The 16,651-nt window shown below is 46.8% G+C and carries 16 protein-coding genes; 11 read left to right on the top strand and 5 right to left on the bottom strand.

The genetic code is table 11. The annotated features are described in order from the left end of the window. The first annotated feature begins 57 nt into the window (after positions 1 to 57). Positions 58 to 1,002, top strand: a complete 945-nt coding sequence (locus tag H6S82_RS02950; protein WP_347339453.1) for an RQC domain-containing protein — start codon at positions 58 to 60, stop codon at positions 1,000 to 1,002. Here the strand turns inward: H6S82_RS02950 and H6S82_RS02945 are convergent, their stop codons facing one another. Together H6S82_RS02945 and H6S82_RS02940 are read right to left on the bottom strand one after the other, a co-directional pair. Further along, the gene (locus H6S82_RS02945; RefSeq protein WP_190463697.1) at positions 1,003 to 1,407 is read right to left on the bottom strand and encodes a hypothetical protein; all 405 of its coding nucleotides are present in this window, start codon (positions 1,405 to 1,407) and stop codon (positions 1,003 to 1,005) included. Positions 1,408 to 1,414: 7 nt separating this feature from the next. Then, complete coding sequence (locus H6S82_RS02940) at positions 1,415 to 1,627, bottom strand: hypothetical protein (protein WP_190463699.1); 213 nt, start codon at positions 1,625 to 1,627, stop codon at positions 1,415 to 1,417. Positions 1,628 to 1,807: 180 nt separating this feature from the next. Here H6S82_RS02940 and H6S82_RS02935 point away from each other — a divergent pair, with 180 nt between their 5' ends. The 3 genes from H6S82_RS02935 (at position 1,808) to H6S82_RS02925 (ending at position 5,851) form a co-directional block, all read left to right on the top strand. Beyond that, positions 1,808 to 3,835 (top strand): long-chain fatty acid--CoA ligase, encoded by a 2,028-nt coding sequence (locus tag H6S82_RS02935; protein ID WP_190463701.1) that lies wholly within the window; start codon positions 1,808 to 1,810, stop codon positions 3,833 to 3,835. A 112-nt stretch (positions 3,836 to 3,947) separates the two neighbouring features. Beyond that, positions 3,948 to 4,397: a YlqD family protein gene (locus tag H6S82_RS02930; protein ID WP_190463703.1), complete on the top strand. Its 450-nt coding sequence runs from the start codon at positions 3,948 to 3,950 to the stop codon at positions 4,395 to 4,397. A gap of 152 nt (positions 4,398 to 4,549) precedes the next feature. Further along, positions 4,550 to 5,851: a dihydrolipoamide acetyltransferase family protein gene (locus H6S82_RS02925; protein WP_190463705.1), complete on the top strand. Its 1,302-nt coding sequence runs from the start codon at positions 4,550 to 4,552 to the stop codon at positions 5,849 to 5,851. Positions 5,852 to 5,882: 31 nt separating this feature from the next. On the opposite strand, the gene H6S82_RS02920 is transcribed toward H6S82_RS02925, so the two are convergent. Then, complete coding sequence (locus H6S82_RS02920; RefSeq protein ID WP_190463707.1) at positions 5,883 to 6,206, bottom strand: hypothetical protein; 324 nt, start codon at positions 6,204 to 6,206, stop codon at positions 5,883 to 5,885. Between the two features lie 157 nt (positions 6,207 to 6,363). On the opposite strand from H6S82_RS02920, the gene H6S82_RS02915 reads away from it, so the two are divergent. The 3 genes from H6S82_RS02915 to H6S82_RS02905 all read left to right on the top strand — a co-directional run bounded on the left by H6S82_RS02915 (position 6,364) and on the right by H6S82_RS02905 (position 8,241). After that, positions 6,364 to 6,690: a helix-turn-helix transcriptional regulator gene (locus tag H6S82_RS02915; protein ID WP_190463710.1), complete on the top strand. Its 327-nt coding sequence runs from the start codon at positions 6,364 to 6,366 to the stop codon at positions 6,688 to 6,690. A gap of 170 nt (positions 6,691 to 6,860) precedes the next feature. Continuing rightward, the gene (locus tag H6S82_RS02910) at positions 6,861 to 7,070 is read left to right on the top strand and encodes a hypothetical protein (RefSeq protein WP_190463712.1); all 210 of its coding nucleotides are present in this window, start codon (positions 6,861 to 6,863) and stop codon (positions 7,068 to 7,070) included. A gap of 166 nt (positions 7,071 to 7,236) precedes the next feature. Next, on the top strand, positions 7,237 to 8,241 hold the full coding sequence (locus H6S82_RS02905; protein ID WP_190463714.1) for a zinc-binding dehydrogenase: 1,005 nt from the start codon (positions 7,237 to 7,239) through the stop codon (positions 8,239 to 8,241). 30 nt (positions 8,242 to 8,271) lie between these two features. Here the strand turns inward: H6S82_RS02905 and ilvN are convergent, their stop codons facing one another. Then, on the bottom strand, positions 8,272 to 8,793 hold the full coding sequence (gene ilvN, locus H6S82_RS02900) for an acetolactate synthase small subunit (RefSeq protein WP_190463716.1): 522 nt from the start codon (positions 8,791 to 8,793) through the stop codon (positions 8,272 to 8,274). Positions 8,794 to 9,082: 289 nt separating this feature from the next. Here ilvN and H6S82_RS02895 point away from each other — a divergent pair, with 289 nt between their 5' ends. Continuing rightward, positions 9,083 to 9,424, top strand: coding sequence for a BON domain-containing protein (locus H6S82_RS02895; protein ID WP_190463718.1), 342 nt, complete (start codon positions 9,083 to 9,085; stop codon positions 9,422 to 9,424). 71 nt (positions 9,425 to 9,495) lie between these two features. On the opposite strand, the gene H6S82_RS02890 is transcribed toward H6S82_RS02895, so the two are convergent. Then, positions 9,496 to 10,446, bottom strand: coding sequence for an alpha/beta fold hydrolase (locus H6S82_RS02890; RefSeq protein ID WP_190463720.1), 951 nt, complete (start codon positions 10,444 to 10,446; stop codon positions 9,496 to 9,498). A 510-nt stretch (positions 10,447 to 10,956) separates the two neighbouring features. On the opposite strand from H6S82_RS02890, the gene infC reads away from it, so the two are divergent. From infC to H6S82_RS02875, 3 genes are all read left to right on the top strand, one after another. Further along, positions 10,957 to 11,490 (top strand): translation initiation factor IF-3, encoded by a 534-nt coding sequence (gene infC, locus H6S82_RS02885; RefSeq protein WP_190463723.1) that lies wholly within the window; start codon positions 10,957 to 10,959, stop codon positions 11,488 to 11,490. Between the two features lie 549 nt (positions 11,491 to 12,039). Next, entirely contained in the window at positions 12,040 to 15,033 is a 2,994-nt protein-coding gene (locus H6S82_RS02880; RefSeq protein WP_190463724.1) for an Npt1/Npt2 family nucleotide transporter, read from the top strand. Between the two features lie 325 nt (positions 15,034 to 15,358). Next, positions 15,359 to 15,838, top strand: a complete 480-nt coding sequence (locus H6S82_RS02875; protein ID WP_190463726.1) for a cyclic nucleotide-binding domain-containing protein — start codon at positions 15,359 to 15,361, stop codon at positions 15,836 to 15,838. The last annotated feature ends 813 nt before the right edge of the window (positions 15,839 to 16,651 follow it).

The following is a 16,651-nucleotide window of genomic DNA, read 5'->3' as shown; positions in this document are numbered from 1 at the left end:
GGTAATTGCAGTAATTGCGATAATTGCTGCCACCAGAAACCAGTAGAAGACTGGACAATTGAAGCGATGAAGTTTCTTTCCTGCGTGGCACGTTGCAAGGAAAAATTTGGCATGAATTATATTATTGATGTCTTGCGCGGTTCTCGCAGCCAAAAAGTTTTGCAAAACAAACATAACGAACTTTCTACTTATGGAATTGGCAAAGATAGAACAGCAGATGAATGGAAAATGCTGGCGCGATCGCTCTTACATCAAGGTTTACTAGATCAAACCACAGATGGTTATGCCGTGCTGAAACTCAACCTCCTCAGTTGGGAAGTCATGCGGCGTCAGCGACCGGTTAATATTGTAGTTGCTGTTAAAAATACGCCCACTCTGGAAGAAAAGAATTTGAAGAAAGCGGGGATGGAAATGTTGTTCGATCGCCTGCGCCAACTCCGCAAAAAAATCGCCGACGAACAATCAGTTCCTCCTTATGTAATCTTCCCTGATTCCACACTAAAATTAATGGCGCAAGTGCAACCGCAAACTTTAGTAGAATTTGAGCAACTTTCCGGTGTCGGTAATCGCAAACGGGATAAGTACGGGGAAACATTTATTGCGGCAATTGTCGCTTACCGAAAAGAGCAAGGTTTATCGGTAGGAAAGGATGTTTTGAAAAGTGCGATCGCAACTTCCTCAAAATCTGCTTCTACTAACTACACGCAGTTAATGAGTTTAGATTTATTTGAGCAAGGACTAACCGTAGAAGAAATTGCCCAAAAACGGAATTTAAAAACCACTACGATCCTGGGTCATTTAGCTGAAGCGATCGAAATGGGTAAAACAGTAGATATAGATAGCCTAGTTTCCCCCGTACATCAAGAAATCATCTTGCAGGCGATTCAAGAAGTTGGCGTTACTGATGCGCTTAAACCAATTTACGAACATCTCGGAGAACAGTTCGATTATGGCGCAATTCGATTAGTACGAGCCAAATGGCGACTGGAAAATGGAGCTTGATTACGAAACATCATTTTGGCGGTGGACTAGGGAAAAATCTTTTTGCTTCGCCGCCTCCAAATCTGCTGGCATAATAAAGGTAACAACTACCTGTATGGCATTTTCTTCTCCTACTTTTAAAAGCAAATTGCTGGGTAATTCCGATGCAAATGCAGCAATCAGTTTTGTTAAAGCATTTTTTGTTTCTTGAATAGCTTTTTCTGTTTGTATGTTATCAATAGTAACGTATGGTTCTACTTCTGGCAATAAATCTTGCCTCAACTCAATGTTTGGTTCTATGCCTTGATATGAATTGGGGTCATTAATTTCAGGGCAATAATGTTTGTAATCTTGAGCAAACTGTTCAGGTGTTACTTCGTGGAAATACTTGCGAAGAAAATTGACAATTTCTTTGGGATCTAGCATTATATAATTACTCCTGTTTCTCTTCTACCAAATAAGACTCCTGAATCAGATAGGTATCTAAAATTGATATCTGAATATGAGCGCGGTTAAAAATGGCAGAATTAGTAAAAATATTTTTGCCCTCTATAAACACGGCTCGAATAGCATGAACCTTTATACCCCTACTTTCGGAAAGTAACCTTATAATAGACATCTCCAAAAATTCTTGTGGGGTAGGCATCCTGCCTGCCTTTGAGATTATTTTCTGGAGATGTCTAATGATGGAATTAAAAAATCGCATCATACCGAACACGACAAGACAAGACAGACAGAATCAATTCTGTCCCCCAGATGTGACGATCGAGCAATAGTAAAGATAACTTGGAAATCAAAGATAAATTTGCATCCATAATGTGAGACTATGTTGAAAGACAGACCAGCCTCCCCCAATGACTTGAAAATGAAAGAGCGAGAGCGTGCTAACTTAGAACGTTTGGCAGATTACTCCTCAGCGCAGTCCTTGCCGGAAATCTGGCCATTGGCAGCACAAAGATTTGAGAATATCATCGCCCTGCATGACCCCCACGCCAAACCAGAGGTAGTACTCACATACCCACAGCTATATCGGAAAATTCAGCAATTCGCCGCTGGATTGCAGGCGTTGGGAGTGCAACCAGACGCAGAACCGCCCAGTGGTGCGGGCGTCTCCAGTGGTGCGGGCGTCCCCGCCCGCATCGCCCTCATCGCCGATAACAGTCCCCGCTGGATGATTGCAGATCAGGGCATTATGATGGCAGGGGCAGCTAACGTAGTTCGCAGCGCCCAAGCAGAAAAGGAAGAACTGCTGTATATTTTAGAGAATAGCGGTAGTACAGCTCTGGTGGTAGAAGACCGCAAGACGCTGAAAAAATTGCGCGATCGCCTCGACGACCTCCCCATCCAGTTCGCAGTCTTGCTATCCGACGAAGAACCCGAAACTTCTTCCAATCTCAAAATTCTTAACTTCTCTCAATTAATGGCAGTTGGCGCTGACCAACAGCTAAAACCGACTAACCAAAACCGGGATACCCTAGCCACTCTCCTCTACACATCCGGAACTACCGGCAAGCCTAAAGGCGTCATGCTATCCCACGGCAACTTGCTCCACCAAGTTACCACCTTGGGTTCCGTAATTCAACCGCAACCGGGCGATATAGTTCTCAGTATCCTCCCGACTTGGCACGCCTACGAACGCGCTGCCGAATATTTCATCATCTCCCAAGGCGTCACGCAAATTTATACAAATCTGCGTCACGTCAAATCAGACCTCAAACAATTCAAACCGCACTACATGGTGGGAGTACCGCGTCTTTGGGAATCAATTTATGAAGGCGTGCAAAAGCAGTTCCGCGAACAACCCGCCAACAAACAGCGATTGATAAATACCCTATTAGGTATCAGCCAAAAATACATCGAAGCGCGGCGAATTGTGCGAGGATTAAAATTACAACCTTTCCCTCCTTCACCAGCAGAAAAACTCCTCGCCGCAGCACAAACAATCGCCCTCACTCCCATCCAAGCAATAGCCGATCGCCTAGTTTATCAGCAAGTGCGTCAAGCTACCGGCGGCAGATTGAAATACGTCCTCAGCGGTGGCGGTTCCCTAGCAACGCACTTGGACAACTTTTTTGAAATAGTAGGAGTAGAAGTACTCGTCGGTTACGGTTTAACCGAAACATCCCCCGTTACCCATGCCCGTCGCCCTTGGCACAATCTACGCGGTTCGGCGGGACAACCCATCCCCCTGACAGAATGCAAAATAGTCGATCCCGAAACCCGTCAAACCCTACCTGTGGGTCAGCGCGGCTTAGTGCTGGTACGCGGGCCGCAGGTGATGGGGGGATATTACCACAATCCCACCGCCACAGCCAAGGCGATCGACCCCGAAGGATGGTTCGATACCGGTGATTTAGGTTGGATAACCGCAGGAAACGATTTGGTACTGACCGGACGAGCAAAAGATACGATTGTATTGACGAATGGGGAAAATATCGAACCCCAGCCGATCGAAGACGCCTGCTTGCGTAGTCCCTACATCGACCAGATTATGCTAGTAGGGCAGGACAAGCGATCGCTAGGTGCCTTAATCGTCCCCAACACAGAAGCCCTCCAGAAATGGGCTTCATCGCAAAATCTCAGATTGCATCTCCCGGAGGAAACCGTATCCCTTGAGGCGTCATCAAACCAAGAAATCGACCTCGATAGTAAAATTGTCCAAGACTTATTCCGGCAAGAACTAAACCGCGAAGTCCAAAATCGACCTGGCTATCGTCCTGATGACCGCATAGGCCCATTTAGGCTAATTCTGGAGCCATTTTCGATCGAAAATGGCATGATGACTCAAACCTTGAAAATTCGGCGACCCGTCGTGATGGAACGCTATAGCGATTCGATCGACGCGATGTACTAAAATGAGCGCAGAGTGCAAAAGTGCTGAGTGAAAAAATTACTCAGCACTTTTGCACTCAACACTCAGAACTAAAAAAAGCCCGCTCCTGTACGAGATTCAAAGTTAAATGGTTATGGATGTCTCTACGAACCACCTTCTGCTGAAACGCCCCGTTACCGTCAAAGCGATCGTCACAACTCGCTGGAAAGAAGAGGCGCAGCAGCAACTTCAGTCGCAACTCAATCAAATTGACCAGCAATTGCAACAGTTAGAAACCCAAGCACAGCGGGCAATCACAGAAATTCAAAAACAAAGTCTGCAACCACCTGGCCCGCAAGTAATGCAGCAAATTGAAAACATTCAAATGCAGGTCAACCAGAGAAAAAGCGAACTGCTAGAGCAAAAAAATCAAAGCCTCCAACAACTCCAACAAGTGCAACTTCTCGAACTCAATCAAGAAGTCAATCAAGGCCAAATAGAAAGCATTTTCCGCATTGAACCAGGAGACAACTTAGTTGAGAAAATGCAAGTAGAAATTCTGCTGCGCGATGGTGTAGTCGAAGAAATTCGCGGCGATATTTAGAGCAGTCATTATCATCGAGAGATTTCAGATTTCAGATTGCGAATTTAAAATTGACAATCCAAAATAAATTTCCCATCTGCAATCTGAAATTTAAAATTTTCCACTGACTAAATCTGTTATTCTAGTAAATTGTCGATTCGGTACATCACCCCATGATCCACGAAGTTTTCATGCCCGCTCTCAGTTCTACAATGACCGAAGGCAAAATAGTTTCCTGGGTTAAATCTCCAGGCGACAAAGTTGAAAAAGGCGAAACCGTGGTGGTGGTCGAGTCCGACAAGGCAGATATGGATGTAGAGTCCTTCTACGAAGGCTTTTTGGCGACGATCGTCGTACCGGCGGGCGAAGCAGCTCCCGTTGGTGCCACCATTGCTTTAGTAGCAGAAACCGAAGCAGAAATCGAAACTGCCAAGCAACAGGCAACAGGCAACAACGCCCCACCCGCACAAACCGCCCCAGCCGCAGCCGCCCCAGCACAAGCAGCCCAGCCAGTTGCAGCCGCCCCAGCTTCTCCCAACGGCAGCAGTAACGGCAACGGACGTTTAATTGCTTCTCCCCGCGCCAAAAAGTTGGCTAAGGAATTGAAAGTAGAATTGAGTAGCTTGCGAGGCAGTGGCCCGCACGGACGCATTGTCGCAGAAGACGTGGAAGCCGCAGTAGGTAGGGCAAAACCAGCCGTCGCCGCACCCGCCATAACGCCTGTTGCGCCACCGCCCGCACCCGTCCCCATCGCACCAGCAGCAAAACCAGCACCCGCACCTGCCCCCGTCGCGGTAGCCCCCGGTAAAGTAGTGCCTTTAACTACACTGCAAAATGCTGTCGTCCGGAACATGGTGGCTAGCTTGCAAGTGCCTACGTACCATGTCGGTTATACCATCACTACAGATAATCTCGATAAACTTTACAAGCAAATTAAGTCTAAAGGCGTCACGATGACGGCGCTGCTAGCCAAAGCAGTAGCAGTAGCTTTACAAAAACATCCTTTGCTGAATGCCAGCTATACAGACCAAGGCATTCAATATCCTTCTGCGATTAATGTGGCGGTAGCGGTGGCAATGGATGATGGCGGACTGATCACGCCAGTATTGCAAAACGCCGATAAACTCGATATCTACTCTCTCTCTCGCACTTGGAAAGATTTGGTAGAGCGTTCCAGAACCAAGCAGCTGCAACCGCACGAGTATAATTCTGGCACATTTACTTTGTCGAATTTGGGAATGTTTGGCGTAGACCGATTTGACGCGATTCTCCCGCCGGGACAAGGTTCCATCCTCGCAATTGGCGCGTCCCGTCCCCAAGTTGTCGCCACTGAAGATGGGTTGATGGGAGTGAAGCGGCAAATGCAGGTTAATATTACTTGCGATCACCGCATTATTTACGGTGCCCATGCGGCGGCTTTCTTGCAAGATTTGGCGAAGTTAATTGAAACAGACCCGCAATCTTTGACTCTCTAATTCCCCCGCCCCCTTAAAAAGGGGGTTTTTGTTAGAGCGCGATCGCACTTCCTGCTAAATTTGTTGTATAATTATCAACCATTACCTTGCTAGGAAGAGCATCGCTGCGTTTAGCCCAGATTTCTTGCCAAAATTGCACTAAGGAATCCTCGTATTGCTTGCAGTGCTTTCTGCGATCGATTCGGATGGCGTTCCACAATTTTTCCCAATCTTCCCAGCTAGAGCATTTTTGAATGTAAGGCCATTTTTCCACTTCCTGTACTAATGACTCAGCAATTCCCAGGAATTTGGCGATTTTGCGCTTGGTGATGCGGAATTTCTGGGCAGGTCTAACCCTCTTAAATAAGGTTGTCATAGTTTAGACAATCTTCGCACATATATAACTATATCTACTATCCACTATTTCGGATAAATAGTCAATATCCACTATTCCGGACAATGAGGGGTAAAGTAGCTGCTGCGCTAGAATGCTTTTACTCTCACACGATTTCACAGGTTTGTGTCTGGTTGTTATGTCGCGCCAAAGCAAGAAAAGCGAACCGATAGCCCGATTTGACAAGGTGGGAATGGTAAAAGTTGGGCTAATTTTGAAAAATGCCCGCGAACAAAAAGGCTTAACGCTGGATGAGTTAGCAGACCTCACCGGTGTTGGCAAAACCAGACTCAACGATGTAGAGTTGGCAAACGGCAATAAACTAATGGTCGATACCTTGGAAGCGTATCGTCGAGTTGTTCGTCCCTTTAACCCAGAGACAGGCAAAGATTATCAGTGCTGGGAACTGCTAGAAATAGCTATGATTCTGGAAGATCCACGGGAACTGGAGCAGAAAGAAAACTAGGACAAAGTTTGAAATATTACAGAATGCGATCGCTATTGTCTGATTGTCTTTGTGAAAGTCCGATCGCACCCTCCCCATCCCCAACAATTTACCGAAATTGCCAGCAATTCTCCTGAAGCTAACCATATCGGTTGAATAAACAAAGGTAGTTGTTACAATCGGGGGTTTTCATGACAACGGTACAAAAAACCTGCGCTGTTGATTGCAGTAAAGCGCAATGTCCATTTGTCAACGATCCGAACAACCCCCGCAGATATGTCTGCCTCAAATGCGGATTAGAACGCTCCCTCGATCCTAAGCCTCAGCCGAAACAAGAAGATGGTACCTCTCTTCTAGCGATCGTAGCCAGCGCTGCTTTGATATTATTTCTGTTATTTTGACACTTTGAGACGATCGCTTTCTCCTCCCACTTGCGGTAAAGTGGCAAATACAAGCCCTAGTAATCCGTCAAGCTAGTTTTGAGGGGTTCCACAAACCCGGTTTTTTAGAAAAACCGGGTTTCTAGCCGACGACAACTAATAGCTTCAGCCGTGAGGAGAAAAACTTGTGAAAGCAGTCTTGATGACAGCCGCCGGAGATCCCGAAGTACTACAAGTGCGGCAAATCGAAAACCCTGCCGTTCCTGTAGGAGACACAGAACTTTTGGTAAGATTGCGGGCAGCAGGTGTCAACCCGATCGATACTAAACTGCGGAAGCGAGGCACCTTCTATCCAGATAAAATGCCAGCAATCTTGGGATGCGATGGTGCTGGCGTCATCGAAGCAGTCGGTGCTGGTGTCACCCGCTTCGGTGTCGGCGATGAGGTATATTTCTGCTATGGTGGACTGGGCGATCGCTACGGTAACTATGCTGAATATATAGTTGTAGAAGAGCGGTATGTCGCCCGCAAACCCACTTCCCTCTCCTTCGCCGAAGCAGCAGCAGCTCCCCTCGTCCTCATTACCGCTTGGGAATCATTGTACGATCGCGGACGCCTGGAAGCTGGACGAAAAGTTCTCATCCACGCCGGTGCTGGTGGCGTCGGTCACGTTGCGATACAATTGGCAAAGCTGCAAGGTGCCGAAGTTTGTACTACAGTAGGTTCGCAAGACAAAGCCGAATTCGTTCGCCAACTGGGTGCAGATCAAATAATTTTCTATAAAGAAACCGATTTTGTCCAAGCCGCATTAGATTGGACAAATGGAGAAGGAGTAGACCTCGCCTTCGATACCGTAGGCGGCAAAACCTTTTACAAAACCGTTCCAGCCGTGCAGGTTTACGGCGATTTAATCACCATTTTAGAACCAGATCCCGCCTTGGGAAATTTGAAGACAGCCAGAAACCGAAATCTGAGAATTAGCTTAGAACTGATGTTGACACCAATGTTACAAGGATTGGTGTCAGCACAGATACACCAAGGCAAAATTTTAGAAGAATGTGCGCGTCTGATAGACCAAGGTAAACTCAAAATTCACCTCAGCAACACTTTTCCCCTCGAACAAGCTGCCGAAGCGCATCGCTTGCTGGAAACTGGCTCGACGACTGGGAAAATTTCTTTAATTATAAATTAGGAGCGGGTGGGCAATGGCCACCCTACTCGGTTACGAAATTTTTGCTTCCAAAGATTTGAGAAACTCAGTGTTTACCCCCGACTCGCGAGTGAGGGCAATTTTACCGGTGCGAGCAATTTCCCGAAGACCGAATTTTTGGAGTACTTGTACGATCGCTACCATCTTACCCGGATCGCCAACTACTTCCAGAGTCAGCGACTCCTCCGCAACATCCACCACCCGCGCCCTAAAAATCTGAGCCAATTCGATAATTTCCGAACGAGTACTGCTGTTACCATTAACTTTGAGCAGCATCAACTCTCGCTCTACGCAGGGAATCTCAGTAATATCCTGTACCTTAAGGACATTAATCAACTTATAAAGTTGTTTGGTAAGCTGCTCGATAATTCTGTCATCGCCAGGGACGACCATTGTAATCCGCGAAATTCCCATCTGTTCTGCTGGGCCAACTGCCAAACTTTCGATATTAAAGCCTCGACGGGCAAATAGACCAGCAATGCGGCTTAGGACACCGGCTTCATCTTCAACCAAAACGGAAAGGGTGTGTTTCATGATCGTGAAAAAATGCTGAGGCGCGATCGCATACTGCTGAAGATACAAAATTACCCTATGCCACAAAGAAGCTGCACGGGTTTAGTTTAATCATATTACCGCAACTGCTTGTGGTGGCAACACTGCTGCGGTTTTTGTCAGACCACCGTGACAAAGCCAGATCCTGGCTTTATCTGTCTAAAGACGTAGGAATGGGAGAATATAAAATCTTTTTGACGATAGATGCAGTAAATCATCGAAAAATGTTTAATTATTATTTGTGTTCATATTTAATGGAGGAAAAACGCCAATGGGTTGGTTACAACGCCTATTCGGAATGGAAAAGCCCGCTGATGCTCAGACGAATCCCGCACCGGCAGGATCGGCTCCTGATGGAGGGGAAATTCCCCCAGAGCGAGTGGGATTGAATGGCGAGTACGACCAAAGCGGTTTAGCCAAACGAGTTGCTCTAGCTTTTGACCAAGACCAGGAACTGACTGATTACGATCGTCTTTGGGTAGCTCAAACTGGCGGTACTGTGGTTTTGAAAGGAGAAGTTCCTTCTCAGGACGTTCTCAATAAGATGGTGTCGGTAGCCCGTAGCGTGAGCGGTGCAACATCTGTCAGTACCGATCAGGTCAAAGTTGGTTAGCGATCCAAACAGCGAAAGTAAAAAGGCAAAAGAAAGCTCTCTTGTTAGCTTAGTTCTTTTTACTTTTTACTTTACACTTTCGACGGCTCCCGTGTCGTATCCAGCTTCCTTGTGTTTGTACAGTGGGCATCTACCCACTCTAAAATTATTTGATTTACCCGCTCTGGGCACTCATCGTGAGGACAGTGACCGGCGTTGTCTAACTCGATAACTTCCAAATTGGGGTTGTACTGTTTGAACTGACGGGCTAAACCGCGAGGTATCATCTTGTCTTGACTGCCCCAGATGAGGAGCAAGGGAATGTTTAAGTTGGGAAGCAAAGACTTGACACTGGGGCCAAATTGTGAACTTGTCATCGCTTTGAGGATAGCACAGAAGGCTTGGGCAGAACCTCTGTCTTGGGCAGGCCCAACCAGGATATCTACCAATTCATCGGTAATCGCTTCGGGGTTAGCGTAGGCGATGGCCGCCCAGCCGCGAACTCGCTGGGGCACTCGCACCCAATAAAAAAAAGTTTGAAGTACGGGCGGGGAAGCGACAATGTTTTTAATGGTAGCAACGAGCGATCGCAACGGTCGAGGAATCATTTCCTCTTCCACCGATGGATCGGGCAAACTCATCATCACAACGCCCCGCACCATCTCCGGATGAGCTGCGGCGGCGGCGATACAGACCAAAGAACCGATCGAATTACCAACCAAAACCACCGGCTGCCGAATAAAAGTCCGCCAAAAGTCGTAGACTTGCTCTACCCAAAGCGTGACGTTATATTTCGCTGATGCTTTCTCCGAAGCCCCAAAGCCGAGCATATCCAATGCGTAAACCGGGTGCGACTGACTGAATACTGTCATATTGTGTCGCCAGTGGCCAATGGAAGTCCCAAATCCATGCAGCAGGATAAAGGTCGTAGCATCCCCAGTAGACTGAGAAGGCCGCATATAAGTGTATCGAGTTTGCCAGCCTCGCCAAACCCAATCTCGTTGACTGCCAACCCGTTGCTGCCAGTGCAGGGAAGTGGTCACGCTAACCTCTGCTTCAAAAGTATTACAAAATGTTGCTCAGATTTCAATTTTAGCTTTGGCGATCGATCGAATGTCATTTCGAGGGGGATAATACTTGGTGGGGCGTGAGATTGACATTTTTCGCTTTGGTCATTGTTTAGTTAACCGGAATTAACTATCTGTTCACTTGAGCATTTTTTCTTCAGCTTTTTTTAAGATTGGTAGAATTCTATACAGTACTGATTGGCTGAGCTAGTTTCCTGTTTCTTTATTAAGTTTTAATGGTAATTCCTTCCAAAGGAAGTTGCGGCTCTGGTAGGCCAGTTCTTAAGACATTATGTAAAAAAATAGGCCGAAACTCAACCAGAGTGAGTAGAATGGCAAGTACAAGCAGATAAAGCTTTATGGTGGTTTCCCGCTTCCGAGACGGCAATGCCGCTCAGCTACTGCGTAGCCCCATCAAGGATCTAGATAATACTGCAAACCGCAGCACGATCCAAACTGTCACTCAACTGCTCACAAACCTTACCAATGCCTGTGATCGAAAAAAGACGCCCAAGTAATTTACCTACAATCAACGAACGCATTCGATTTCCAAAAATTCGAGTTATTGATACCGATGGGTCGCAGCTGGGGATTATGTCCCCACAAGAAGCGTTGCCCTTAGCGATCGAAAAAGAACTCGATCTTGTCTTAGTCAGCGATAAGGCTGACCCGCCTGTTTGCCGGATCATGGACTACGGCAAGTTTAAGTTCGAGCAGGAAAAAAAGGCGCGGGAAGCCCGGAAAAAGCAGCACACGGCTGACGTTAAGGAAGTCAAGATGCGCTACAAGATTGAGGAACACGATTATAACGTGCGGCTTGCTCACGCAAAGCGGTTTATTCAGGAAGGAGATAAGGTAAAAGCGACCGTCATGTTTCGTGGGCGGGAAATTCAACACAGCGACTTGGCAGAAGAGCTGCTCAATCGGATGGCCAACGATTTGCAGGAGATTGCCGAAGTGCAGCAAGCACCCAAAAAAGAAGGGCGCAATATGATGATGCTGCTGGCTCCCAAAAAATAGCCGGCTTTTTGGAGAACGCACCATAACTGCCCTGCTTGAAGGCGACAGGCGATCGCACTTGGGATTACTTGTCATTATGCGACTATGTAAATATCGATCGCAGCCAAAGGACAGGGAAAGCACTTTAGGAAAGCTCCTAGAGTGCCTAATTCCTCATTAAACATAGCTCCTGCTAGTATTTTTGCAAGTTCTGAGGTAAGCTTTCAGAGCTATGTTTTTGCTTGGAGTGCGATCGCAGGAAAAACTAAATTCAGATACAATAGTTAAGATTTCATATTAATTCAAAAATTTTGCATCCTCCTAAAAACCTCTGTGTACAGCGCAAATTTTGGTGGAAGCCGAAACATTTTTAGTTCAAAATAAAATCTCCCAATTCTTTCTGTATTCTTGCTTTAGCTTTACGCTAAATATACCAAGGCATCAGTTAAACAAACAGATTATCTGCTACTGCTGGAAAAGATCGCTATTTGTCACGACAACTAACCACTTGACAAATAGCCCAGCAAACCCTCTGCTTTCGCTCGCCCGTGCGGTTTCCCTGTTATTTTTATGACGCTGAACAATACATCGCCTTCGTGGGGTTTTTCACGATTATTGCTGCAATGGCTCAACCTGCGTGCAGAAGAAAGCGAACGCACGCTACTGATGTTCGCTGTATATACAACTACTTCCATAGGATTGGTATGGTTGGAAGCCAGCACAGTAGCTTTGTTCCTCGATCAGTTGGGAGCAGAGTGGTTGCCCTGGATTTATATTGCCAGCGCTGGACTGGGCGGAGCATTGGGTTTATTATCCACCTGGATGCAAAGAATTTTGCCGTTGCGACAATTTATCGTGACGATCGCGGTGCTGCTAGCCGTCCCTCTGCTATTATTTCGCGTGGGCTTACAGTTTCCCGATTTGGGTTGGCTGACAGTATTTTTACTCCCCTTATGGGTAGATGGAGCCTACGCTCTCAATCACCTCAACACCTCGCTGACCGCAAACCAGCTATTCAACATCCGGGAAATTAAGCGCACCTTTCCCCTGATCAGTAGCGGCAGTTTAGTAGCAGACGTACTGAGCGGTTTTTCCCTACCCCTGCTGCTTTCCGTTGTAGGACTGCACAATATCATCTTGGTAGCGGCGGTAATGCTGGTTATGGGTGCGGGAATTCTCTACTATCTCAGCAATCGCTACGAGCAGTCATTTCCCGATTCTCACCCAAGCAACTTAAGGGATTACCACGATGGATCTTCCACTCGCAAACTGGCGGGGCCGTTACGACAATACGAGATATTACTCTATGCCTTTTTTGTAATCGCCCAGGTATTGCTGCTGCTAATCGACTTTCAGTATCTCTCCCAGTTGGAACTGCACTTAGATGGTAAAGATATTGCCAGTTTCTTAGGTTTGTTCAGTGGTATTGTCGGCATCTGCGAGCTGATCACGCAATGGTTTATCTCCAGTAGGGTGATCGAACGGATGGGGGTGTTCGTAACCGCCATGCTGCCACCCGCAGTGATGGCTATCCTGGGCTTGATTCCTCTGACAATATTGATATTGGCTGTGCTGCGCGTATTTTCCCTCAAGGGATTAGAATTATTCATCGGTTTAATCGTCTTGAAGTTTGTCGATGAACTGCTGCGCTACACCTTCGTTGCCAGCACCGGTTCGGTGCTATTCCAACCCATCCCGGAGAACCTGCGCGGCAGTGTGGAGACGAAAGCCCGTGGCATTGCGGAACCTGTGGCAACGGGTTTTACGGGAGGTGCGATCTTAGGGATTCTCTGGTTAATCCATTGGGCATTCCCTACTCTTGGGGAGAAAGTACAGAAAGAGTGGCTGGGTTGGATTGTGGTCGTCGGAATAGTCATCTTTGCCTTAGCGTGGCTGATGTCGGTTTGGCTGTTGCGATCGCGCTATGTAGACTTGTTAGTATTGAGCGCCCAACGCGGACAGCTCGGTAGCGCCGATGTCGATTTGCGCGTCTTGAAGCGAGCCGTCGTAGAAGTGCTGGAGCGTCCCGCAGAGGAGGCAGAAAAGCGCTCTTGCATCGAACTTCTCAGTCAAATCTACTCCCAAGACGTTGGCGAAATACTAGCTCCTCTGCTGCCTCAGTTTCCACCCGCTTTGCAACGTCAAAGCTTGGAAGTGATGCTCAACAATCCCAATCCAGCTTATTTGAGCAATATTCGCGCTCTCATAGAAACCTCAGATCCCGAACCGGATGTCTTAGCCGTTGCTTTGCGCTATGTTTGGCTAACCGAACCAGAACCGGATCTGCGTCAGTTAAGGCCCTATCTGCGTCCGGAGATCGATCCGATGGTGCGAGGTACTGCTGCTTCCCTACTTTTGCGCTTGGGAAGCGCCACGCAAAAAGCAGAGGCAACATCTGTCTTGCGGCGGATGCTAACCCATCAAGAAGAACAAGAACGGGTAATGGGTTGTCGGGCGCTAGGTGAAGCGGTGTATTTGCAAACACTCAGGCTGCAAATTCCCAACTTGTTGCGAGATAAGTCGTTGCGGGTACGCTGTGCTTTGCTGGAAGCGATCGCCGCTACTCGTTTGGAAGAGTACTATCCTTCCCTCCTACGCGGTTTGGAATATAAGTCTACTCGCGAGGCGGCCCTGCACGCAATAGTCCGACTGGAAAACGATGCTATTCCCATGCTCCTGTCCCTTGCAACAAATATTCACAAACCTGATTTGGTGCGACGCTATGCCTGGGATGCGATCGGTCGTATTAGCACTCGCGAAGCCCTGAACGTATTAGTGTCTAACTTGATGACTGCCTGGGGAAACACCAGACGTCAAATTATCCAAATTGTGCTGAAGTTGCCCAATGAAATTGGTATTGAAAGCGTACTGGATCGGTTGGGGCGCAGCGGCGTCGAAATGTTAATCGATCAGGAACTAATGTTTATGGCGCAGATGTACGCCGCTAGGATAGATCTGAGCCGAGAATTAAAAAGCAACGAAGCCGATTTGCTGCAAAGGGCCCTCAAAGATGCACTGGCAGATTCGGTGGAGCGGTGTTTTTTACTGATGAAATTTTTGTATCCGCTTGGGGCTATTCAAGCAGCAGCTTTTAATTTGCGATCGGGTTCTCCATCTGAGATGGCAAGGGGGTTAGAAATATTAGACCAAACTATTGATATTCCTACTAAACGTGTGTTGCTCACCGTTCTCGATCGCAACTCGGATTGGGAAAAATTGCAAAGTTTAGCAGCGCTAGTTGTCTATCAGCCTTTGGACGAGAGAGATCGCGTGCGTAGGTTGCTATCTTTAAGGCACTTTCTATCAGATTGGTCTCTAGCTTGTTGTTTTCATTTAGCGAGATCGGCTCGTTGGAATTTGACGGCTGAAGCTACTATAGCTTGTCTGCGTCATCCTACGGGTTTTGTGAGAGAAGCGGTGATAGCTTACCTCAGAGTTGCCTCCCAACGTGCGCTAGCAGAACTCCTACCGAAACTCAAACAAGATCCCGATCGCCTAGTAGCCGCTCAAGTGCAGGAAATGATGGCAGAGTTAGGTATAGAGCAGGGTGAGAATCCAGCGTAAGTTGAAGTATACTTCGTCAAGAGGCGAGGTATTTCTAAGTTACAGTTGGGTTTAAGGATACAAATTCCCCAGTAAATGCCTGTCAAAATACTTACCCAATCTTGGCAATCGAATTGATTTGTTTTTATTCAGGAAATGGCTAATGAAATTCTACTGAACCTTTATTTTCTCTGCTTTGATAATGAAGCATAAGATATGCAAAACGCCTCGTTCGCTAAAAACCAGTACAATGTTGCTTGCGAACCTACTGATGTTAGGTTGAGCGGGCTCCGGGATGTTGACGCATAGCCGGGGTATTATTATTATCAGATAAAAGTATAGATAGATGCTTACCAGTGTCGATCGGCTATTGTTTGTCAGGGGCGTGCCCATCTTTCAGGAACTGCGGGATGATTTTCTCGTCCGACTTGCTTCGGTGATGGATGAGCTATCATTTCCGACCAAGCACACCATTTTTACCCAAGGGCAGGAGGGGCGATCTCTCTACATAGTCGTACTCGGCCAAGTCCGCGTGCATATCGGAAACAACGATCTCGCCCAGTTGGGGCCAGGTGCCTGCTTTGGTGAAATGTCTTTGTTTGACGCCGAACCTCGTTCCGCCTCAGTCTCGACTGTAACAGCCTGTGAGTGTCTAGTGCTGACACAGCAGCAACTCTACGACGCTATTGAGGAAACGCCCGGAATTGCGGTTAACATCATCCGCCTGCTTTCCCGCCGCACACGCGATTTGAACCAAAAGTTAAATGCCCAAGCAGCTGAGCGTCAGACACAGGACACTGCTGGAGGGAAGAAATTGGTGGGATAGGACTAAATGGGGTTTCGCTTTACAGGGAAGTCCCCATGTCTCAAACCTTTGCTATGCCTCGAACTCCAGTTTTTTGCCGAGAAATCTGTGCCTGTCTAAATCGTTGAAATCATACTGCGATCGCAGTATGATTTCAACAGATAAACGATCGCCTAAAATCCCCTCTAAATCAAGCTTTCATGGATTGAACTCATCTAAAGAGCAACTGAAAAATCGCAGTCAAGAGTCCCTAAAATTAGGGTATTACAGCACAAATAGGAGAGCGCCATTATATCGATATGCCTTGATATTTCTAAAATTCTTCTGTTGAGTAGAAATGGTAACTGTAAGAAGCAATTTACAATTGCCGATATTTGAGCTATGATGTATTAAATTTAACATTAACAAATTGTTCCCAAAAAGTTCACTATTCATTGACGCTTGTTGATGTAGCTTTTCTTAAGCATACGCAGGAACGTTTTCGGCTGTATTTATGTATAAATACGGTAGTTGAAGTGAACGGTCGATTACTGTAAAACAGCTACTTACACGCAGAAAATAATAAATCATTTTATTTAAAGATTGTGTGAAGGTAGACCTGAGCCATCGGAATAAGAACCTCTGAGAGTTGTAGAAACTGGAAAATGTTAAAAAGTAGATTAAAAGAGCAACCAGTGGCTAAGCTAAACCCAGATATACTCATAAAACATGGGGGCAGGGACTCTCACCTATCTCGTCAAATCTACAATTTTATGTTTTTCCATCCGTGAAAGTTCTCTTATCTGGTTGTCGTCACCCCTCAAATTTTCCCACCCAGCTCCCTACGCCAATGGA

This window comes from Planktothrix sp. FACHB-1355, from assembly GCF_014748295.1.
Classification (GTDB): domain Bacteria; phylum Cyanobacteriota; class Cyanobacteriia; order Cyanobacteriales; family Aerosakkonemataceae; genus Aerosakkonema; species Aerosakkonema funiforme_A.
This window is presented reverse-complemented; position numbering and strand designations above follow the sequence as displayed.